21 protein-coding genes are annotated in these 22,240 nt (G+C 38.8%); 4 read left to right on the top strand and 17 right to left on the bottom strand.

Annotation, left to right across the window (positions count from 1 at the left end; all coding sequences use genetic code 11):
- Positions 1-2: 2 nt before the first annotated feature.
- The 11 genes from K1I41_RS01365 to mraZ form a co-directional block, all read right to left on the bottom strand.
- A complete protein-coding gene (locus K1I41_RS01365; RefSeq protein WP_220640894.1) occupies positions 3-725 on the bottom strand; it encodes a cell division protein FtsQ/DivIB in 723 nt (240 codons plus the stop codon).
- The gene (murC, locus tag K1I41_RS01370) at positions 712-2,064 is read right to left on the bottom strand and encodes a UDP-N-acetylmuramate--L-alanine ligase (protein ID WP_220640895.1); all 1,353 of its coding nucleotides are present in this window, start codon (positions 2,062-2,064) and stop codon (positions 712-714) included. The genes K1I41_RS01365 and murC overlap by 14 nt, the downstream gene beginning before the upstream one ends.
- A gap of 17 nt (positions 2,065-2,081) precedes the next feature.
- Positions 2,082-3,176 (bottom strand): undecaprenyldiphospho-muramoylpentapeptide beta-N-acetylglucosaminyltransferase, encoded by a 1,095-nt coding sequence (gene murG / locus K1I41_RS01375; protein ID WP_220640896.1) that lies wholly within the window; start codon positions 3,174-3,176, stop codon positions 2,082-2,084.
- 10 nt (positions 3,177-3,186) lie between these two features.
- Positions 3,187-4,476 carry an FtsW/RodA/SpoVE family cell cycle protein gene (locus tag K1I41_RS01380; protein WP_220640897.1) on the bottom strand — a complete coding sequence of 430 codons (1,290 nt, stop codon included), beginning with the start codon at positions 4,474-4,476 and terminating at the stop codon, positions 3,187-3,189.
- 79 nt (positions 4,477-4,555) lie between these two features.
- Positions 4,556-5,893 (bottom strand): UDP-N-acetylmuramoyl-L-alanine--D-glutamate ligase, encoded by a 1,338-nt coding sequence (gene murD, locus K1I41_RS01385; RefSeq protein ID WP_220640898.1) that lies wholly within the window; start codon positions 5,891-5,893, stop codon positions 4,556-4,558.
- A gap of 2 nt (positions 5,894-5,895) precedes the next feature.
- Positions 5,896-7,122, bottom strand: coding sequence for a phospho-N-acetylmuramoyl-pentapeptide-transferase (gene mraY / locus K1I41_RS01390; RefSeq protein ID WP_220640899.1), 1,227 nt, complete (start codon positions 7,120-7,122; stop codon positions 5,896-5,898).
- Between the two features lie 6 nt (positions 7,123-7,128).
- Complete coding sequence (locus tag K1I41_RS01395; protein WP_220640900.1) at positions 7,129-8,592, bottom strand: UDP-N-acetylmuramoyl-L-alanyl-D-glutamate--2,6-diaminopimelate ligase; 1,464 nt, start codon at positions 8,590-8,592, stop codon at positions 7,129-7,131.
- The gene (locus tag K1I41_RS01400) at positions 8,589-10,607 is read right to left on the bottom strand and encodes a PASTA domain-containing penicillin-binding protein (protein ID WP_220640901.1); all 2,019 of its coding nucleotides are present in this window, start codon (positions 10,605-10,607) and stop codon (positions 8,589-8,591) included. The genes K1I41_RS01395 and K1I41_RS01400 overlap by 4 nt, the downstream gene beginning before the upstream one ends.
- Positions 10,598-10,945, bottom strand: coding sequence for an FtsL-like putative cell division protein (locus tag K1I41_RS01405; protein WP_220640902.1), 348 nt, complete (start codon positions 10,943-10,945; stop codon positions 10,598-10,600). Before K1I41_RS01405 ends, K1I41_RS01400 begins: the two co-directional genes overlap by 10 nt.
- A 5-nt stretch (positions 10,946-10,950) precedes the next feature.
- Positions 10,951-11,859, bottom strand: a complete 909-nt coding sequence (rsmH, locus tag K1I41_RS01410; protein WP_220640903.1) for a 16S rRNA (cytosine(1402)-N(4))-methyltransferase RsmH — start codon at positions 11,857-11,859, stop codon at positions 10,951-10,953.
- Positions 11,834-12,307: a division/cell wall cluster transcriptional repressor MraZ gene (mraZ, locus tag K1I41_RS01415; RefSeq protein WP_220640904.1), complete on the bottom strand. Its 474-nt coding sequence runs from the start codon at positions 12,305-12,307 to the stop codon at positions 11,834-11,836. The genes rsmH and mraZ overlap by 26 nt, the downstream gene beginning before the upstream one ends.
- A 404-nt stretch (positions 12,308-12,711) precedes the next feature.
- Between mraZ and K1I41_RS01420 the strand changes: the two genes are divergently transcribed.
- The gene (locus K1I41_RS01420; RefSeq protein WP_220640905.1) at positions 12,712-13,503 is read left to right on the top strand and encodes an alpha/beta fold hydrolase; all 792 of its coding nucleotides are present in this window, start codon (positions 12,712-12,714) and stop codon (positions 13,501-13,503) included.
- Between the two features lie 39 nt (positions 13,504-13,542).
- Positions 13,543-14,154, top strand: a complete 612-nt coding sequence (gene yihA, locus K1I41_RS01425; protein ID WP_220641795.1) for a ribosome biogenesis GTP-binding protein YihA/YsxC — start codon at positions 13,543-13,545, stop codon at positions 14,152-14,154.
- Positions 14,155-14,156: 2 nt separating this feature from the next.
- Here the strand turns inward: yihA and K1I41_RS01430 are convergent, their stop codons facing one another.
- The 3 genes from K1I41_RS01430 to gldB are packed head-to-tail and all read right to left on the bottom strand — an operon-like array spanning position 14,157 to position 15,986.
- A complete protein-coding gene (locus K1I41_RS01430; RefSeq protein WP_220640906.1) occupies positions 14,157-14,633 on the bottom strand; it encodes a GNAT family N-acetyltransferase in 477 nt (158 codons plus the stop codon).
- Positions 14,634-14,682: 49 nt separating this feature from the next.
- Entirely contained in the window at positions 14,683-15,024 is a 342-nt protein-coding gene (gldC, locus tag K1I41_RS01435) for a gliding motility protein GldC (protein WP_220640907.1), read from the bottom strand.
- Positions 15,024-15,986 (bottom strand): gliding motility lipoprotein GldB, encoded by a 963-nt coding sequence (gene gldB, locus K1I41_RS01440; RefSeq protein WP_220640908.1) that lies wholly within the window; start codon positions 15,984-15,986, stop codon positions 15,024-15,026. The genes gldC and gldB overlap by 1 nt, the downstream gene beginning before the upstream one ends.
- 113 nt (positions 15,987-16,099) lie before the next feature.
- Between gldB and nadE the strand changes: the two genes are divergently transcribed.
- Positions 16,100-16,906, top strand: a complete 807-nt coding sequence (nadE, locus tag K1I41_RS01445; RefSeq protein WP_220640909.1) for an NAD(+) synthase — start codon at positions 16,100-16,102, stop codon at positions 16,904-16,906.
- 87 nt (positions 16,907-16,993) lie between these two features.
- A complete protein-coding gene (locus tag K1I41_RS01450) occupies positions 16,994-17,623 on the top strand; it encodes a response regulator transcription factor (protein ID WP_220640910.1) in 630 nt (209 codons plus the stop codon).
- Between the two features lie 13 nt (positions 17,624-17,636).
- Here K1I41_RS01450 and dnaG read toward each other — a convergent pair whose 3' ends face one another.
- From dnaG to K1I41_RS01465, 3 genes are all read right to left on the bottom strand, one after another.
- Positions 17,637-19,619, bottom strand: coding sequence for a DNA primase (gene dnaG, locus K1I41_RS01455; RefSeq protein ID WP_220640911.1), 1,983 nt, complete (start codon positions 19,617-19,619; stop codon positions 17,637-17,639).
- 77 nt (positions 19,620-19,696) lie between these two features.
- Positions 19,697-21,121, bottom strand: a complete 1,425-nt coding sequence (locus K1I41_RS01460; RefSeq protein WP_220640912.1) for an SDR family oxidoreductase — start codon at positions 21,119-21,121, stop codon at positions 19,697-19,699.
- 80 nt (positions 21,122-21,201) lie between these two features.
- Positions 21,202-22,089, bottom strand: a complete 888-nt coding sequence (locus tag K1I41_RS01465; protein WP_220640913.1) for a cation diffusion facilitator family transporter — start codon at positions 22,087-22,089, stop codon at positions 21,202-21,204.
- Between the last annotated feature and the right edge of the window lie 151 nt (positions 22,090-22,240).

Below are 22,240 nucleotides of genomic sequence, written 5' to 3' on the forward strand. Positions count from 1 at the left end.
CCCTATTTTTTGGTGCACACAACCTGTTGTGTAAATTTCAGATTTATTGTTTTGTACTCCTCTGCTATATTATTTTTTGATGCATCTTGTAAAAATGCCATGTAATTTTTAAATTTTTTTTCGATAGTTATGGGTTGACCAAAGGCTATCTTGTAATCGTAATTACGACTCATCATTGTTAAATCGCCATTTTGGTGCACATCAATACCAATAATGTTTTTCTTTAAAAAATCGTTATTGTAGATGTACAACAGTATTTGCTGCAATTTTTCTTTTGTAATCTCATCCACTTTGCCTGTTACCAAAGGTACACGTGCGGTGTAGCTATCGGATAATGGCATGTGGGTACCATTACGGTCAATATAGTATGATTCTGACTCTGAATATACGCGTGCCACTGGCTTTTTTTGCCGTATCACTGCCTTTAATTTCCCATCTACCGTAGCGTAAACCTCTGCCTTCTCAATCATTGGATTTTGGTCGAGTGAGTTCTCCAGCTTATTCAAAGCTAATTTATCTTTTCTTATGTCCGTAACCTTGTCGTAATTTTGTATCAACAACTTATTAACGTTATCGCGCGTAATAAAATACTCCGTTTCTTCAAACGAGATGGTTGCTTCTTGCAGCCATCTTGTTTCGTTTCGTTTTGCCGAAAAAGAGAAGAGGAACACTACCACAAGCAGTATAACCACAAGCCTTACGTTATTCCAATTAACTTTTTTCATGCAATATTTTTTTAATTTCAGGCACTAATTCGCCAATATCTCCTGCACCTATGGTTACAATTACTGTAGCATCGGTTTGTTGTAGCATTGGCAGTACCTCCGTTTTGCTTATTAGGCATTTATTTTTACTCGTTATTTTATCTAGTAACCATTGCGACGTAACGCCCTCAATAGGCAGTTCGCGGGCAGGATAAATATCCAATAATGCAACGGTATCAAAAGCCGAAAGGCTCTTGGCAAAACCATCTATAAAATCTCTTGTACGGCTATACAAATGAGGCTGAAACAGTGCTAGTATCTTTTTATCTGGATACAGTTCTGTTACTGCATTGTATACTGCATCTATCTCTGTTGGGTGGTGTGCATAATCGTCTATATACACCAAGTCATGTGTTTTTATTTGATACGAAAACCTGCGTTTTACCCCTTTAAAGGTAGATAGTGCTCCTGCTATTACCATAGTGTTTACCCCATAGGTAGCTGCCATGGCAAATGCTAGTAATGCATTGGTAATATTGTGCCTGCCAGGTAGGGCAAACTTAACACCTCGAATTTTTTCGGTTGGGGTTACAATATCAAACATATACCAACCATCCTGAATGGTAATGTTGGTAGCTGTGTATGTTGAACCATCATTAATACCTATAGTTAAAGCATCTAACGCAACTCCATTGGGTACAAACAGTTTGTTTTTATCTTTAACTTTTGCTGCAAATTCTCTGAAAGAATCTTCTATTGCTGTACTATCGCCATAAATATCCAAATGGTCGGCGTCCATACTGGTAATACAGGCAATATTAGGGTGCAAATGCATAAACGAGCGGTCGAACTCATCAGCTTCTACTACGGTAACCGATTTACCCCTGCCAATAAGGTTGGAATTATACCCCTCTACTAAACCTCCTAAAAATGCGGTAACATCTACCCTACTTGCGTGTAGTATGTGCCCTAATATACTAGATGTTGTGGTTTTACCATGTGTACCCGCTACAGCAAAACAGAAGGTATCTTTAGTAATAATACCCAATACTTCTGCACGTTTTTTTATCTGGTAACCGTTATCGGTAAAATATTTCCATTGCGGGTGGTTTTTATTAACCGCTGGCGTTATTACTACTAATGTACTTTCTTTGTTTTGGTATTGGTCTGGAATAAATGCTACATCGTCCATAAAACAAACGTGGATATTCTCCCCACCCAAAGCAGTAGTGAGCCGTGTAGGTGTACGATCATAACCTGCTACATTTTTGCCTATGTATTTAAAATAGCGTGCTAGGGCACTCATGCCAATGCCGCCAATTCCTATAAAGTAGACATTATGTATTTTATCTAATTCCATGTTTCTTTTTTAGTTGATTAGCTTTTCAATAATTTTATTATTTCTTCAACTATATCGTTTGTGGCATTGGGTTTTGCGAGTTGTTGTATATTTTCGCTTAACTTTTGCATTTTTTCTTCGTTGTGTAATACATCCTCAAATACGGGCTGAAACTGCGTATCGAGTTGTGTTTCTTTTAATAGTAGCGCGCCTTGTTTATCTACTATAGCTTGCGCGTTTTTGGTTTGATGATCCTCTGCTACGTTAGGCGAGGGTATAAACAATACGGGCTTACCTACTATACAAAGCTCTGATACGGATGATGCACCCGAACGCGATATTACTACATCGGCAGCCGCATAGGCTAAATCCATTCTGTCGATAAAAGCATGTACTTGTACGCCGTCTTTCTCGTTATGCACTTGGTACTCGTCGTAATACAATTTGCCACACTGCCATAGCACTTGTACGTTTTGCGCGAGCAACCAAACCAACTCTTTCGCTATGAGCTGATTAATGCGCCTTGACCCTAAACTACCGCCTAAAATCAGTATCGTTTTTTTACTGGGATTAAGGTTGTAGGTTTGTAAGGCTTCTTGTTTATTGTTAGCAACATTAATAAGATCTTTCCGTACAGGATTACCTGTAAAAACAATCTTTTCTTTCGGGAAAAACTGCTCTAAATTTTCGTAGGCAACACATATTTTTTTGGCTTGCTTTGCCAGCCATTTGTTGGTTATGCCAGGGTATGAGTTTTGTTCTTGTACTACTGTTGGCACTCCTAACGACGCTGCCGATTTTAGTAACGGACCGCTAGCAAACCCCCCTGTACCAATAACTACATCGGGTTTAAATTCCTTTACTATTTTGCGCGATTTTAGCAAACTACTTATTAGTTTTATAGGGAACAATACATTATCTAACGTTAGCTTACGCTGAATGCCTGCTATCCAGAGTCCGACAATTTTATAACCTGCCTGCGGCACTTTTTGCATTTCCATTTTATTGTTGGCACCAACAAATAATATATCGCTATCTGGAAAACGCTGTTTTAATTCATTAGCAATAGCTATAGCAGGGTAAATATGCCCCCCTGTACCGCCACCGCTTATTATGAATTTTTTAGTGCTCATTTTTCTTTTCTTAACTTAATGCCTTTTGGCTGCTGCCATTATCGGTTATGCTGTAGGATGGTTCGGCTTGCGCTTCTTCCTCCTGTTTTTCTTTTAATATATGTTCGTCTATAATTTGCTGTAGGGCTGCTTCGCGCTGTTCTTTTTCCTCCAATTCTTCAGCAATTTCTTCTTCTTTTTTGGTTACGCTTATTATAATACCTATAGCAACGCACGTCATCCAAATAGAACTACCTCCGCTACTTATTAAAGGCAATGTTTGCCCTGTTACGGGTAATAATTCTACTGCTACGCCCATATTAATTAATGCCTGAAATATTATAGGGAAACCTAACCCTACTATAAGCAGTTTACCAAATAGGCTTTTTGCTTTGTGTGCCGATACCAAAAACCTAAAAAATAACATGAGGTATAAAATCAGTACGGCGAGCCCACCTACTAAGCCATATTCTTCTACAATTATGGCAAAAATAAAATCGGAGGATGATTGTGGTAAAAAGTTTTTCTGTACACTTTTTCCGGGTCCTAAGCCATAAATTTGTCCTGTAGCTATGGCTATTTTAGCTTTTTCTATTTGGTAGGCATCCTCGTTAGGGGTATCGTCGGTAAAACGTTCTATACGGCTCATCCACGTATCTACTCGGTGTGGCATTGCTTTTGGGAATGCCATGGCAAACAACACAAACAGCGTTAATGCTGTTACACCCATACCTATAACCATAGCGAGGTAACGCAACGGATATTTCCCTACAAATACCAACATACATACCATGGAGAATATAAGTGCTGCCGTAGAGAAATTGGCGGGTAATATTAAGCCTAAGATGATGAATACGGGAAGCCACAACTCAAAAAATGAGGACTTGAATGTTACTTTTTTATCCTCAATTTTAGCCAAATAACGGGCTACGTATACCATAAGCACTAGCATAGCTAATGCCGATGTTTGGAAGGTTACGCCTATAAAGGGCACTTTTATCCATCGGCTGGCATTGGCACCATTAATTACGGTACCTTGCATAAAGGTAAAGAGCAACAATAACCCCACTATTGGCATGGCTATTTTAGATAAGCCTCTGTAATAATGGTACGGCACTTTGTGTACAAAGTAAATGAGTGCAAAACCTATAAAAATATGCACAAGGTGTTTAACCAGATACCCAAGGGTAGAGCCTTTGCCTATTACATACACAAGGTTGGTACTTGCGCTAAAAACAGGCATAAACGAGATAAGTGCCAGTAGCATTACAAACGACCAGATGCCTTTATCTCCCTTTAAGTTTTTAATTAAATCTTTCATTTTATTTTTAGCTTGTTGCGTATTTTACGCTGAAACAGTGTCCAGATTGCTTCGTCGTTCCTTCTGGCAATGACGGTAACTATAAATTCTGGACGGCTGCCTTAAACTGGTTACCTCTGTCTTCGTAATTTTCAAATAAATCAAAACTTGCACAGGCTGGCGATAGTAATACGGTATCGCCTTTCTCGGCTATTTTTTGTGCTACTTTAACCGCTTCGTTCATGCTTACGGTTTCTACCATTATATCTACTACATTACCAAAGGCACTAATTATTTTCTGGTTATCTACCCCTAAGCATATTATGGCTTTTACTTTTTCGTTAACCAATTGCATCAACTCATCGTAATCGTTACCTTTATCTACACCTCCTACAATCCACACCGTAGGTGTTGTCATACTATCCAGAGCAAAAAATGTTGCGTTGGTATTGGTGGCTTTACTATCGTTAATGTATTGTACGTTTTGTATTTTTAATACTTTTTCCAAACGGTGGGGTACCCCCTGAAAATCGGAAAGACTTTCGCGTATTGTTTGTTTCCTAATGCGCATTAGTTGCGCTACTGCCGTTGCCGCCATTGCATTTTTTACGTTATGCTTCCCTTCTAATGATAATTCGTTTATTGGCATGGTAAATTCTTGGTTGTTTATATTGCTAACTATTGTGTTGTCTTTTATATATATTCCTTCTGTTGTATTGCCCGAAAGCGAGAAGGGTATTTTTGTTGCTTTAATTTTGTTCTGTTGTAACCACATTGCTATGGTTTCGTCGTCGGCATCGTATATTAAATAATCGTCTGCCGTTTGGTTCATGGTTATCCTAAACTTGGCGGCTATGTACAATTCATACTTATACTCATAGCGATCTAAATGGTCGGGGCTAATGTTGGTTATTACCGCTATGTGCGGTTTATAATCTACTACGCCATCAAGCTGAAAACTACTTAGCTCTAACACGTAATCTGTATACTCAGCATCAGCTACCAAGCCTGCAAAACTTTTACCTACGTTACCCGCTAACCCTATGTTAAGTGCACCTTGTTTTAGCACGTGATGGGTTAGTATTGCGGTAGTTGTTTTACCATTACTACCTGTTATGCCTACTGTTGTACCTTGTACAAATTGTGAGGCAAATTCTATTTCAGAAATTACAGGTATTCCCTTTGCTCTGAGTTGTTTTACTATTGCAACACCATCGTGTATACCTGGGCTTTTCATAACTATATCGGCATTTAAAACCAATGCTTCGGTATGCTTGCCTTCTTCCCAGTTTAGGGTATTGTGTGTAAGAACGTGTTTGTACTTTTCTTTTATCGTTCCAAAATCAGATACAAAAACATCATATCCTTTTTGTTTGCCAAGCAGTGCCGTACCCACACCGCTTTCGCCTCCGCCGAGTATTACCAATCGTTTTTTCATTACTATCGTAGTTTTAACGATACGAGCGAGAATATGGCGAGCATTATAGCCACAATCCAAAAACGCGCAACTATTTTACTTTCGTGATACCCCTTTTTCTGATAATGATGGTGTAATGGTGCCATCAGGAATATGCGTCGTCCTTCGCCAAATTTCTTTCGTGTATATTTAAAGTAGCTCACTTGGAGTACTACCGATAGGTTTTCTGCTAGGAATACCCCACACAATATGGGTATGAGCAACTCTTTACGTACGGCTATGGCTAATACGGCTATGATACCACCAATGGTAAGGCTACCCGTATCGCCCATAAATACGGAGGCTGGGTAGGTGTTATACCATAAGAAACCGATTAATGCTCCTACGAATGCAGCAATATAGACCGTCATTTCTCCAGAATTGGGTATGTACATGATGTTGAGATAATCGGACAGAATAATGTTACCCGATATAAAGGCGAATATGCCGAGTGTGAGTACCGACACGGCGGATGTGCCTGCGGCAAGCCCATCGATACCATCGGTAAGGTTGGCACCATTGGACACGGCTGTAATGATGAATATTACGATTGGTATAAATATTAGCCATGCGTAATCTTTGTAATCATCACCCGTCCAAGCTAATAATTCGGCATAATCGAGCTCGTTATTTTTAAAGAACGGAATGTTGGTAGCCGTAGATTTTTCGTCTACCGATTGTACAACTGCATCTTGCTGTTCGGTAGTATATACATTACTCTTGGCGGTATCCTTACGTACGGTTACCCCTGGGTGGAAGTAGAGTACGTAACCTACTATAAGCCCTAGCCCTACCTGACCTATTACCTTAAATTTTCCTTTTAATCCTTCTTTATCTTTTTTAAATATCTTAATGTAGTCATCTATAAAACCTATGGTTCCCATCCACAACGTGGTTACAATAAGCAGCATTACGTAAATATTATCGAGTTTGGCGAATAATAATACAGGGATTAATGTTGCTACTATTATAATAAGCCCTCCCATAGTGGGTGTACCTGCTTTTTGTATTTGACCCTCTAAACCTAAATCGCGTACGGTTTCGCCTATTTGTTGTTTGCGTAAAAAGTTGATAATTCTTTTACCAAATACCATAGAGATTAGTATCGACACAATAAACGCCATACCTGAGCGAAAGGTTATGTACTGAAACACGCCTGTACCGGGTACATCCAACTGTTGGTCTAGATATTCAAATAAATAATACAGCATAAGTGTTTATTTGTTTAATTGGGCTAATAATGCTTTTACGGTTTCCATATCATCAAAATGATTACGAACGCCTTTTATTTCCTGATACGTTTCGTGCCCCTTGCCTGCTATGAGTATAATATCGTTGGGGTTTGCTAACTGGCAGGCTATTTTTATTGCCTGCTTTCTGTCTACTATTGCTACGGTTTTGTTATAATGCTGCGGCTCTACGCCACGCTCCATATCTTCTATAATATCTTCGGGTACTTCGTTACGCGGGTTATCTGATGTAAATATTGCTTTATCGCTCATTGCCGAAGCGATATTTGCCATAATAGGGCGTTTGGTCGCATCGCGGTTACCGCCACAACCTACTACGGTAATAAGCTGCTCGTTTCGGGTACGTATTGCCGATATTGTTTTTAATACATTCTCTAGGGCATCAGGTGTATGTGCATAATCTACAATAGCAGTTACTTTGGTATTGGAAACGATGAATTGGAATCGACCTGATACGCTTTCTAACTCACTCATTAAGCGCAGTACTTCCTGACTCTCTAAACCAAGATTAACCGCTGCTGCATATATTGCTAATAAGTTATAGGCGTTAAATGTGCCTATGAGTTTTACCCAAACTTCTTGCTCATTAATTTTGAGCAACAAGCCCGATAACTGGTTTTCTAATATCTGTGCTCTGTAATCGGCGTAGGTTTTTAGGGCGTAGGTTAGTTTTTTTCCATTGGTATTTTGCAACATTACCTGCCCGTTTTTATCGTCGGCATTAATTAATGCAAAAGCAGTTTTAGGCAATTGGTCGAAAAACGCTTTTTTTACATCACGATACTCAGCAAAGCTGTTGTGATAGTCCAAATGATCGTGCGACAAGTTGGTAAATATCCCACCCGTAAAAGTTAATCCTGCCGTTCTGCTCTGGTGGATTCCGTGCGAACTTACTTCCATAAAACAGTACTCTACACCCGCATCGGTCATCTCCTTTAAGTACTTATTTATAGTAAGCGAATCTGGCGTGGTGTGTGTGGCTTTGTACTCTGCATCATTTACCATTATTTTTACGGTAGAGAGTAAGCCTGTTTTGTAGCCTGCATTTTTAAATAATTGGTAGAGTAATGAGGCTATGGTTGTTTTACCGTTAGTACCTGTTATACCTACCAGTTTTAAATTTTGCGATGGGTTACCGTAAAAATTGGCTGCCATGTAAGCTAGTGCCTCGGCAGTATTCTTTACTTTTATATATGTAACACCTGCTTGCTCTTCTGTTGGTAGCGTTTCACATGCTACAGCTACCGCGCCTAGTGTTATGGCTTTTTCGATATAATCGTGACCGTCCGACTGTATGCCACGTATTGCTACAAAAACATCGCCCGATGTTATCAGTCTGGAATCAAATTCTATTTTAGCCACAGCAATATCGGTAGTACCTTTTACGGCCTCGATAGCGGTTTTGTATAATATGTCTTTTAATACCATCATGATAATTCCAGTACTACTGTTTTTGTTGTTTTAATTGGGTTGCCTGGTGCTAACGATTGCTTTTTTACCTTGCCGTTACCATTTATTTTAACCTTAACACCCATATTACCCAATAGGGCTACGGCATCCATACCACTCATACCAATAAGGTTGGGCATTATACCCTCTGTTTTTTCTGCTTTGTTCGATTGCTCATAATACGATGCATACAGTTGTTCTTGTTGTGGTAGGGCACCATCTAGCTTTTCTACGCTGTTAGTAGAAGGCAAATCGGTATATATTTTTTGGGCGATGCGTTTAAATACAGGTCCCGACACGTCGGCACCATAATAGCCTTTAATAACACTTGGTTTGTGTATAATTACAATACACGAGTAACGTGGGTTATCGGCTGGAAAATAGCCTGCAAACGAGGATGAATAGTACATATTACTCTCTTTGCCTTTGCCACTACCGTAGTTTACTTGTGCTGTACCTGTTTTACCTGCCATGGAAAAGTTTGGCGAATATAGTTTTGAACCTGTACCACGTTTTACTACGTTTTGGAGCACATCTTTTACTTTATCTATGGTTTCTTGCGAGCATATTTTTGGGTTAATCACCTCTTTATCGAAATGTTTGATGGTTTTATCCCACTCTTTTATTTCCTTTACAAATAAAGGGCGTACCATCTCGCCATCATTGGCTACGGCATTGTACAGTGCTAGGGTTTGCAGTGGCGTCATAGACACACCATAGCCAAAGCCCATCCACGGCAGTGATATTTTAGACCATGCCCTATCGTCGGGACGTGGTATTTTTGGTTTCCCTTCTCCTATTATCGATACTCCTAAAGGTGCACTTAGTGCAAAATCGTCTGTTAAGTGTTTTACAAACGTTTCGGGCTCTTCTTCGTAACTGTTTTGTACCGCTTGTGCGAGAACCGTATTGGACGATACCTCGAAGCCTCGTGCTAACGAAATTTTACCGTACCCTCCTTTTTTAGAGTCCCGTACTTTACGGTTATAGTAGGTTATCACTCCATCGTTTGTATCGTACACGGTGCTAGTATCCGCTTTTTTATCTTCTAACAATGCTATAAGTGCTGCAAGTTTAAAGGTTGAACCTGGCTCTTGCGATTCGCCCACAGCATAGTTAATGGTTTCGTAGTACGAACTGTCGCGGGCACGCCCTAAGTTGGATATGGCTTTTACGTAGCCCGTTTTGGTTTCCATAACAACCACACATCCGTGGTCGGCTTCGTAATACTCCAATTGTTTTAATAAAGCATGATGTGCAATATCTTGTATGTACACATCTATAGTCGATATAATATCGTAACCATCTACGGGCTCTACTTCGTTATTGTCACTAATGGGCTTCCATTGGTTTTTAGCTATTTTTTGCATCATGCGCTTACCATTAGTACCGTTAAGGTATTGCGCAAACGCCCCTTCTATACCCACTTCAAGGTTTTTACCTGTATGGCTCAATCGTTCGTAGCCAATGGTTCGGGCAGCAATTCTGCCAATCGGATGTTCTCTAACTGTTTTTTGTTCGGTAATAATACCGCCTCTGTAAGGTCCTTTCTCGAAAAGTGGAAATTTCTTGATGCGAATATACTCTGTGTAACTCAATTTTTTTGTAATAAGCAAGTACCTGTTTTTGGTGTTGCGCGCTTTGGTTAACCTAGAATAGTAGTACGACGCTGGCTTACCTAACATTACCGATAACGAATCGCATAGTGCAGGCAGGTGTGCATCAAAATCTTCTTTTTGTGGTGCCAAAGCATCAAAACGGATGGTATAATTGGGTATGGATGTTGCCAACAGGCTACCATCGGCAGAATATACATTACCCCTATTAGCAGGAATGGTAAACTCGCGCACCGTACGCTCATGCGCTAGTTGGCGGTAATGGTCGCCGTTTACCCATTGTATAGTAGAGAGTTTTACTACAATAAGTATAGCCATCACAAAAATTGCGAAGGCTACTAAATATATTCGGTAAGAGATTGCTTTATCTTTTACTCCCATAACTTATCGAGTGTACTCTTTTCTTCTTTTTGAATTACTTTTATTTTTTTTGGCGGTACCGATGCTGGATATATGCCACGCTTGCGCATTTTGCGGGCTACGGTCGATTCCATTTTAAGCTCCATTAATTCCGAGCGTCGGTCTACAAATTCTGAGCGAAGTACTTTTACTTCATTCTCCAATTCTTTAATGTGGTATATTTTCTGTTCGTAGTTGTGTGTATTCGCAATCATTAATATGGCGATGCCGATAAGAAAAACGATGAAGCCCCAGTTTTTCATAGAGCCTTCGTCTACCAAGTACTTTGCTTTTAGTAAACTGTACACACCCCGTTTCATATCAACTATAGTTTTTCTGCTACGCGCAGCTTTGCGCTTCTGGCACGGTTATTAACTGCTATTTCTTCGTCTGTTGGCACAATTAGTTTCTGGATGTTTTTAAAAGGCACTTCAAAATTACCGTACAGGTCGCGCTCTGGCTCGCCTTCAAACATTCCGTTACGCATGTAGCGTTTTACCAACCTATCTTCTAACGAGTGGTAGGATATCACACTTAATCTACCGCCTACTTTTAGCACTTCTAACGACTGTATTAAAAACTCTTTTAGCACTTCTAACTCTTGGTTTACCTCAATACGGATAGCCTGATATATTTGTGCTAGTATTTTATTACTCCTATGGGCTGGCAAAAACCTGCTAAGTACTGTTTTAAGCTCCTCAGAGTTTTTAATTTCTCCTTCTTGGCGCGCGGTAACAATGGCATTGGCTATTGCACCCGCGTTTCGGAGTTCGCCATAATCAAAAAACATCTTTTTTAATTGTGCTTCTTCGTATTCGTTAATTACAGTATAGGCACTTACATCATTTTTTTTACTCATGCGCATATCCAGCTCCGCCTCAAAGCGTGTAGAGAATCCGCGCTCGGCTACATCAAACTGGTGCGACGATACCCCTAAATCTGCCAGTATTCCATCTACAGCCGTTACACCGTGAAAACGCAGGTATCTTTTTAAAAACCTAAAGTTTTCGGGTATTAGCATAAAACGAGGATCGTCTATTGCATTGGCTTGTGCATCTTCATCTTGGTCAAAAGCAAAAAGCTTCCCGTTATCACCTAGCCTTTTAAGTATTTCAAGCGAGTGCCCACCACCGCCAAAGGTTACATCAACGTAAACACCATCGGGTTTTATAGCAAGCCCGTCTACGGTTTCGTTTAGTAAAACAGGATTATGATATTCCGTCATCATCGTCATTTATATTTCCCATTACCTCTTCAGCCAAGTCCGCAAAATCAACTACCGAATCGTCAATAGATTGTTCGTATTTCTCTTTATCCCATATCTCAATGATATTTACTGCCGACGACAGTACGATATCTTTGTTTATTGCAGCAAACGTAACAAGATCTTTAGGCACTAACAGCCTACCTGTAGCATCTACCTCTATCATTTTTACACCCGCAGTAAAACGTCGTATAAAATCATTGTTCTTTTTAACAAAACGGTTCAGTTTATTTATTTTCTGCATCATTTTTTCCCACTCCGCCATCGGATACAACTCCAAGCAAGGCTGAAAAACAGAGCGTTTTAAAACAAAACCATCATCAATTCCAGATGCTAATTGCTTACGCAAAGGTGCAGGCATCATGAGCCTTCCCTTTGCATCTACCTTACATTCATATGTTCCTACAATGGTATTCAAGTAGTTATAATTATCTGGATTATATAGCAAATATATATATTATTTACCACAATTTTCCACATTATACCACTTTGTTAATAAGTTTTACCACCAGTTTACCACTTTACCTAAAACTACAGCTATGTACTTAACAGGCAGGCATTAAAAAATATTCAGAGTACTCTAAAAAGTATTGAAAAATGTATATTATTTTTACCTAAAGAATGGCTTGAAATGCATAATATTTAAAAGTTTATAAAACATTGCGAGGTTGCATTTTGGCAGTAATAAATTGGGCTGGGTGTAGTCGTTATAATCGGGGTAATAACTTAAATCAACTAAAAAACAATGCAAGCATACAAAAAGGTGATTAGTAAGTATTAAAGTCCTATATTTGTGCACCTGATTATAGTTTATAAACCAATATGCAAAGCAACAATACAGACGGTAAGTACAGCTACTACGAAAAAGGAGAGGGTACGCCGATAATTATACTACACGGACTTATGGGAGGGCTTAGCAACTTTGACGGTGTTGCTGAATTTTTCCCAGAAAATGGGTACAAAGTAGTTATTCCAGAACTGCCTATATATACGCAAAGCCTATTGAAAACCAATGTAAAGGCTTTTGCCAAATGGGTAAAAGATTTTATTACACACAAAGGGTACCAAAGGGTTATACTTCTTGGTAACTCGTTGGGCGGACATATTGCCTTATACCACACTAAAATGTATCCCGAAAAAATGCTGGGGCTTATTATTACAGGAAGCTCTGGATTGTACGAAAGTGCTATGGGCGATAGTTACCCACGTAGGGGTGATTACGATTACATACAGAAAAAAGCAGAGGCTGTGTTTTACGACCCTGCTATAGCTACCAAAGAAATTGTTGATGAGGTATATGCGGTAGCGAATGACAGAATAAAACTGCTAAAAACACTTACCATTGCCAAAAGCGCTATACGCCACAACATGGCTAAAGATTTACCTAAAATGCATGTACCAACGTGTATAATATGGGGCAAAAATGATAATGTTACTCCGCCAGAGGTTGCTGAGGAATTCCACGAATTGCTTCCTAATTCTGATTTATTTTGGATAGATAAATGTGGGCATGCTGCCATGATGGAGCATCCTGATGAGTTTAACGAAATAATGAATGGCTGGTTAAAAAAGAAGAATTTTGCAACGGTAACTACCGAAAATACAAAGGCATAAACAAACTACTACCATTGTTGCCTACCAATATTTTTAATGATGAAGATTAATACTGCCGAATTTATAATAAGTAACTCTGATGTTAGTAAATGCCCTAAGGAGCTGTTACCTGAGTATGCTTTTATAGGCAGATCTAACGTTGGTAAATCGTCATTAATTAACATGATTACGGGGCGCAACAGCCTTGCTAAAACATCGGGTAAACCTGGAAAAACACAGTTAATAAACCATTTTAAAATAAATAGCAACTGGTTTTTGGTTGATTTACCAGGATATGGTTATGCTCGGGTTTCTAAAAAAACAAAGGCTACTTTCCAGAAGTTTATCACCAATTACTTTGAAAAAAGAGAACAATTAACGTGTGCTTTTGTACTGATTGATATTCGGCATGAGGCGCAAAAAATTGATTTGGAGTTTATAAACTATTTGGGCGAAAACGAAATTCCTTTTTGTATTATATTTACGAAAGCCGATAAGATAAGCCCGCGTAAAATAGAGGAACACGTAAATGCTTATAGCGCCAAATTACTGGAAAACAATTGGGAAGCAATGCCACAGCATTTTGTAACCTCATCTACAAAAAACATAGGGCGCGACGAGGTACTGGATTATATTGCTGCTGTCAATCAAAGCATATTTAGCGACCAATAGCCTTACACAAGCCCTACTTTCTCCATAAAATAATTAGTAAACGTTTGCCCATTGTAAGCAACTTGCTGCTCACGCACTATTGTATAACCACGTTGTATAAAAAAGGGTTTTGCAGTTATAGAGGCCGCAACAGTTATACGATTAAACCCTTTTTGTTGCGCATGAGCCTCTATAGCAGTGGCAATTTTTTTGGCTATGCCGAGTCGTTGATACTCTTTATGTACAAATAAATGATCGAAGTACCCCGTATCATCCATATCGCCAAAACCACATATTACGTCGCCCTCACACACCACAACAAGGGTATAATGCTGTAGTAATTTAGCATTCCATTTATCGGCATCAATAGCTTCGGGTGCCCATGCTTTTATTTGTGCTTCGGAATAATCGTTTGCATTTATAGCCCGTACGGTATCTCTAAATAAATTTACTACCGCAGTACTATCTTCGGGTTTATAGTTTCGTAATGTAACTTTCATAGTAATCTGAATTTGGCATAAAAAAAGCGGCTTAGCCGCTTTAGTATATTTACTCTTCTTTTTTAATTTCGAGCTTTTCGGCAAAGTAATCGCAAAAATCTTTCATGGTATCACTCATTTTTTTGTCGCCCGTAGCACGCTCAAACGTATCGGACATGGAAACAAGTGTTTGGTGAAAAAATATTTTCATTTCGTCCAAAGGCATATCTTTTGTCCAAAGGTCAATACGCATGCTTTCCTTTGCTTTGTTATCCCATATGGAGAGCATTATGGCTTTCGATTCTTCGTTTTCTACACCACCATCACGAGCCGTCCAATGCAATTTTTCAGGTACTTTATTATCGTCTAGTGTTATATCAAATTTTATTTCTGATGTAAGGTTTTTCGACATTACTTTTTAGGTTTATATTTAGCGTTTTCAAAAATTGTTTTGGCATCTATTGCCAACAATTCCTGCAAAGTTACATTTTTATTATTTTCTGCGTACGCACGTACAATTTGCCAGCCTACCCAACGCCCTAGCCTCCCCGGTGTTTCGTTATCAAACTCAAGGTAAAACTTGGTAAAAGGTGCAGGGTTTATAAACCGTGCTGCTAGTTTGGGGTTGGTATCGTACAACAAATTTTTATCTATAAAATAACGCCACATTTCTGCCTCGTTTTCTTGTGCCCATTGTAGCTGTTCGGGCTTATAGCCTATCTTATGTGCATCAGGCGCATCGGGTAGCAAAACATCTTGCATGTACAATTCTTTTCCAAAATAAACCATTAGCCCTAGTAACGTTCTATCGCGTGGTGGCGTTACTTTGGTTGCTGCAAAAGATGTAACCACATCGGGCAGTATTTGCGATGGGGTAAACTGCTCCACTTGGTAACTTGTTAATCCTTCGTACAAATAATTATCCTCGCCTAGGTAAAGGCTTAATGGTATTAATAACAAATCGTTAGCAAATACTGCCTTTGTTTGAATATCGTCTGATACTAATGTTATTACTTTGGGTGTTTTAAAATTGGGGTAATAATATTTTATGTGTTTAAACAGTGCTTCAAGGTCATTCTCCAGCGCATCGGTAGTGGGGTATTTTTTTTGTACTTCCTCATACAGTTTTAACTGAAAGGGGTCTTGCATTTTACCTATCCAAACACTATCATCATTCCCTTCGGGGAACAGGTATGGATAATCTTCTTTTAATTGTGGGAGGTCTTGTGGGCTTCCACCAAAAAATTGCTTATCAAAACGGTTAATAGTAACCCCATCAACAGGTACATCTGCTATTTCATGCTCTTTCTTATCTTTATCATTACAAGAAACAATAACAAAAAGAACAACAACTATAAATACAACTTTCTTCATTTTTTGTAATATTATTTTGCAATCGTAGTAGGATTGTCTTGCTTTAATTTTTGTAATTTTATACAATAATTCGTGCAAATATACATCTACTAATTTATAAACAGCCACACAACATGCATATCGATAACGGATTTAATACCGAAGCAATCAACAATCATATCGTAAACTGGTTACGCAATTATGCAACTAACGCAAAAATAAAGGGTTTTGTTGTAGGCATATCGGGCGGTATCGACTCTGCACTTACCTCTACCCTATGTGCGCAAACGGGTTTACCTACGTTGTGTGTGAGTATGCCCATACACCAAGCAGCGAGCCAAGTACATCGTGGCAAGGAACATATTGCGCAGTTAAAGGAACGTTTTAGTAATGTATCGGATACAGAGGCTGACCTTACACCTGTTTTTGAAATATTTAAGAAGCAAGTACCCGAATCGGATAACGAGCAACTTTACAACTTAACCTTAGCCAATACTCGAGCCAGATTACGAATGACAACGTTATACTACTACGCGGGCATACATGGTGCATTAGTAGCGGGTACGGGGAACAAAGTAGAAGATTTTGGTGTTGGCTTTTACACTAAGTATGGCGATGGCGGGGTAGATGTTAGCCCTATTGCCGATTTAATGAAGAGCGAAGTACGTACTTTGGCACGACATACAGGTGTGCCGCAAAGTATTATTGATGCTAAACCTACAGATGGACTTTTTGGCGACGACCGTAGCGACGAAGACCAATTGGGTGCAAGCTACGATGAGTTGGAATGGGCAATGCTTGAGGATGAAAACGGCGCCAATGCAAATGATTTTGCAGGAAGGCAAAAAGAGGTTTTTGCCATTTATAAGCGGTTAAATACCATTAATCAGCATAAAATGAACCCTATACCCATTTGTGAAATTCCTAACAATTTGAAATAAAATTCTTTCGTTCACAATACTTTAAGATTTAATAGTTTTTTAATTACTAACTTTACTATTAAGTTTTTAACCGAAAAATTGTGACCTATGATTAAGCTTTGTTTAGCCGATAACCATCCTGTTGTACACTACGGGATGAAGTCCTATTTTAAAGAGAGTTCAGAATTCAGTTTTGTTGGTGTTGTAAACAATTTAGGGAACTTGATTGAGGTACTGTCTGATAAAACAGTAAACGTTGCTATTGTAGACCTTGAATTGGAAGGACTTACCAGTATTAATGCCTTAAAATCGTTAGTTGAGGAGTTTCCGAATACAAAAATTATACTATTTACCAACCTTGCCGAACAAATTTATGCGCCCAACGCCTTAAAAGCGGGTGTATCGGGTTACGTGCACAAAAGTGCCCGTATGGATGCACTAGAAACTGCTATTGTAAAAGCTAACGAAGGCGAAATAGTGTATAGCGAATTGGTAAGAAAAAATTTGGCTTTACTAAATAAAGGGAAAAAATCGGAACGCTTGTACCGTAAATTGTCTTCGCGTGAAATTGAAGTATTACGCTATTTAAGTGAAGGAAAGAAAAATAAAGAGATTGCTAAATTATTGGACCTTAACGAAAAAACAATAAGTACCTACAAATTACGATTGCTTACCAAACTACATGTTACCAACCTTGTAGATTTAGTAAATAAAGCTAAAACACTCGATATTGTATAGATAAATTACGCTACTAATAAAAAGTACTCCTTATTCTGCTTATCTTTCTGGATAAGTAGTTAATCAACATATTATAATCGTTAACCGCCATTAGCAACTCCATATTATCAGCTTCGGGGCTTACCTGTTGCTTTAAATCTTGTACTAGCTTGCCTAGTAATAACCAGCGTAAATCTATAATATGTTCGGTGGCGTAACTAGCTACTGCCATTGTTTTTTCTTTTACAGGAATTTGTTTTTTCTCTTCCCACTCATGCAAATAATATTTTTCGTCCTGCATGTAAATATCTGTTGCTACAGCTTGCAGTTCTTGCGGTAAATTGTTTAAAAACGTATCAACATTTAACTCTTGCTCCGCTAAATAATATTCTATTATAGCTTTGTATAAATCCTTAAAAACAGGGTTGGTAAATTCTATTTCGTCCTCCTGTAAGTTTAAATAAATACGTTCGTATACTTTATACTCCTTACGCTCGGTTTCCTCGTATTCTTTACCAAACTCATCATATTTAATATAAACATCTTCAAACTCTTGCAATGTACTTCCGTAAAGCAATAGTATCTCTATAATTTTACGCTCCAGTACATCCTGTATGTTTATACTCTCGCGGGTTTGATTGGTAGCTTGCTCAACAGGCTGTAGTGTTTTAGCTTTTTGCTCCTGTTTTAGTTTTTTATTAGCATCGGCAATATCTTTTTGTAAGAACTGTGCTAAAGAACTTGATAAAACTTGCTCGGATATATCCATAATTCGGGAACACTCCTGTATATATACTTCACGCTGGATAACGTTAGGGATTTTAGAAATACTTTTTACCATATCGCTAATAAGTCCTGCCTTTTTTATAGGGTCGTTTTTGGCTTCATCTACCAGCAAGGATGCTTTAAATTGTATAAAATCTTTAGCGTTATTATCCAGATAAGCAACTACCTCCTCATGGGTATTATTTTTGGCAAAACTATCAGGGTCTTCTCCTTCGGGGAATGTACATACTTTTACATTCATGCCCTCTTCCAAAATCAAATCAATACCACGAATGGAGGCACGCAGCCCAGCAGCATCACCATCAAAAAGTACGGTTATGTTTTTGGTTAGGCGATTGATTAGTCGAATTTGGTCGGGTGTTAATGCAGTACCCGATGACGATACTACGTTTTCTATACCTGCTTGGTGCAACTGTATTACATCGGTATAGCCCTCCACCAAATAACAATTGTCTTGCTTGGCAATAGCTTGTTTGGCGTAGTAAATGCCATAAAGCACTTTACTTTTATGATAAATTTCGCTCTCGGGCGAATTTAAGTATTTAGCTGTTTTTTTATCGTTACCTAAAATACGACCTCCAAAACCGAGTGTACGCCCCGACATGCTTTGTATGGGAAAGATAACCCGCCCTCGGAAACGATCCAGATGCCTACCATCTTCTTTTACAATGGTAAGCCCTGTTTTTTCAAGATATTCTTCCTTGTAGCCCTTACCTAGTGCTTCTTTCGTAAAGGCATCCCAAACATCGGGCGAATAGCCTAAACCAAATTTCTTAATGGTTTCGGCAGTAAAACCACGCTCTTTAAAATACGAATAGCCTATTGCCTTGCCCGTATCGGTATTAAGTAAGGTATTGTGGAAGTATTTTTGTGCAAACTCCGATACTAGGTACATGCTTTCCTTTTCGTTAGCCTGTTCCTTTTGCTCGTCGGTTTGCTCCGTTTCTTCTATTTCAATATTGTATTTATTGGCTAAATACCGAATAGCTTCGGGATACGAAAAGTGTTCGTGCTCCATTAAAAAAGCTACTGCGTTGCCCCCTTTGCCCGAACTAAAATCTTTCCAGATTTGCTTTACGGGCGACACCATAAACGATGGCGATTTTTCGTTACTAAACGGGCTTAATCCTTTTAAGTTACTCCCTGCACGTTTTAATTGTACAAAATCGCCGATAACCTCCTCTACACGAGCAGTTTCAAAAACGGTGTCTATTGTATTTTTAGAAATCAAGTCTAAGGGTTGTTGCTAATTAGGGTTAGCAAATATACAGCGTTTTGGGTAATAATTAGGGGGATATACCTCTGAAACTACTCGCTAACGCCTGCCAAATTATCAATCATCCCGTTAAAAACAAAGTAATGAAACGGTAGTACAGTATACCAATAGATGCGCCCCCATACCCCTTTGGGGCGGAATACGGCACGTTGGTGCAGTTTACCATTTTCTATTTTAAACTCAAGCCATGCCTCACCAGGGAGTTTCATTTCTGCGTAAAGCAATAATCTTTTTTCTTCTCTGTTGGCTATCAATACCCGCCAAAAATCGAGCGCATCGCCTGCTTGTATCTTAGACGGATGTGTACGCCCCCTACGCAAACCTGTACCGCCAAATACCTTATCTACCATGCCGCGTATTTGCCACAAAAAATTACCGTAGTACCAACCCGTATCGCCACCCAAAGCCCAAACACGGTCTAGCACGGCTTGTTCGTCTTTTATCCTGCGCTCTTTAGTATCTCTAAAACAACCGTAGGCTGGTATGGTTAAGTATTTGGATAGTTTATCGGGGAATTGGCTACTTACCATAGAATCTTTCCAACTGGAGGTTATACCATTCTCTTCAATTTTAGCAAAGGCTTTTTCTACAGCTTCCCTGTAGGTTAGTGGTTGTACATCCAGTAATTCGCTTAGGTTATTGGGGCGTCCTACAATTTCTATTTTCATACTATCTACCAACGATGCGGCAAGTTTATAGGAGGTAGAGGTTACAAAATACAACCAGTAGGACGATAGTTTGGGCGTCATTACGGGTAATGTAACTATGTAACGCTTTAAGCCTCGAACTTCTGCAAAAGTTTCGAGCATTTGTTTGTAGGTAAGCACATCGGGACCATAAATATCGTAATTGGTATTGTATAATTCTTTTTTACCTGCTGCTTTAGAGAGGTAAGCTAATACATCGCGTATGGCTATGGGTTGCGATTTGGTATTAAGCCATTTTGGGGTTATCATTACAGGTAGTTTTTCTACCAAATCTCGAATAATCTCAAAGGAGGCGCTACCGCTACCTACAATAATGCCTGCACGTAGTGTGGTTACGGCATAATGGTTAGAGTGTAATTCGTCCTCTACCTGCTTGCGCGAATTGAGGTGTTTGGACAGTACATCTTCGTTTACAATTCCGCTTAAATACAATACTTGCTGTATGTTTGTGCTATTTACGTAGCGTTTAAAGTTTTTAGCACAGGTTAATTCAAGCTCTTCAAAGTTTTCGGATGCCGACATGGAGTGCATTAAATAATAGGCGACATCAATATCGTTAGGTATTTGTATGTTGGCATGGTACTCTAAAAAATCAATTTCCACGAAACTTATAGCAGGGTTATCCTGAAATTGCTCTGGAATACGATTTAAATCGCGTACGCAACACACCAAATCATAATTGAGCTCGAGCAGGTGTGGAATAAGCCGTTTGCCAATGTAACCTGTAGTACCTGTTACTAATATCTTCATGTATTGAAATTTTACTTAAAGATACGGAGTATACGCTGGAGAAGCGGTTGAACGTTTGTTATTTTAATCAGAAAATAGCATCAATTTTCCAATTCGCAAAGCTCATCATCCATCTCTATTTCTATTGTATAATGCGAAAATGGATAGTTTTTAAGTATGCTTTTTATTGCTTTTTTTACTTGTAATACATGGTTAAGGGATGTTGTATTGCATACTTTAACATGGGCTGTAAATACGTGGTGTTCGCCCTCTAACGACCATATGTGTACGTGGTGTAATGAGCGTACATTCTCTAGCTGTGTTATTTCGGCTTTCAGTTGTTCAGGGTTTACATCACTAGGTGTACCCTGTAACATTATACCCATGGTTTCTTTTAACCGCTTTACTACATTATATAATATGTATAGCGTTATGCCTAAGGATAATAAAGGATCTAAAAAAGGTGCATGTACAAACAGCATTACAACAGACGCTATTAATACGGCTACCCAGCCCAAAACATCCTCTATTAAATGTAAACTTACCACACGTTCGTTAAGGGTTTTACCTCCGCTGAGTTTAAAAGCAGCATAACCATTAACTATAATACCTAGTATGGCAAAAAGCAACATCCCCTCTGCATTGGGGGTTTCGGGAGCCATTAATCGCTCTATGGCTTCAATAATAATATATACTGAGCCAGCAATAAGTACAACACTATTAATAAGCGCCCCTAATAACGAAAAACGACTGTAACCAAACGTAAATTTGTTGTTGGCTTGCTTTTTAGAATGTTCGTTTAAATACCACGATAAACCCAACGATAAACTATCGCCTAAATCGTGTAACGCGTCCGATAGTATGGCAACACTATTTACATACAATCCGCCTACAATTTCTAACAGTGTAAAACCCAGATTGAGAAAAAAGGCAATCTTTAAATTTTTGCCTGAACTGTGGGCATGATTATGCGAATGGCTGTGCGACATTATATTACTATTTGTTGTAAAATTATACAGAATTACTGAGTTTACCTAGCAGTGAAACCCTGTGTTTACTACAGGAAATAAATGGCAATACAGCTAGTAAAAGTAACGAGGTGTATTTTTGAATGATTTAAGGTAGTAATAACGTAAAGTT

Source organism: Flavobacterium litorale, from assembly GCF_019613795.1.
GTDB classification, from domain to species: Bacteria; Bacteroidota; Bacteroidia; order Flavobacteriales; family Flavobacteriaceae; genus Flavobacterium; species Flavobacterium litorale.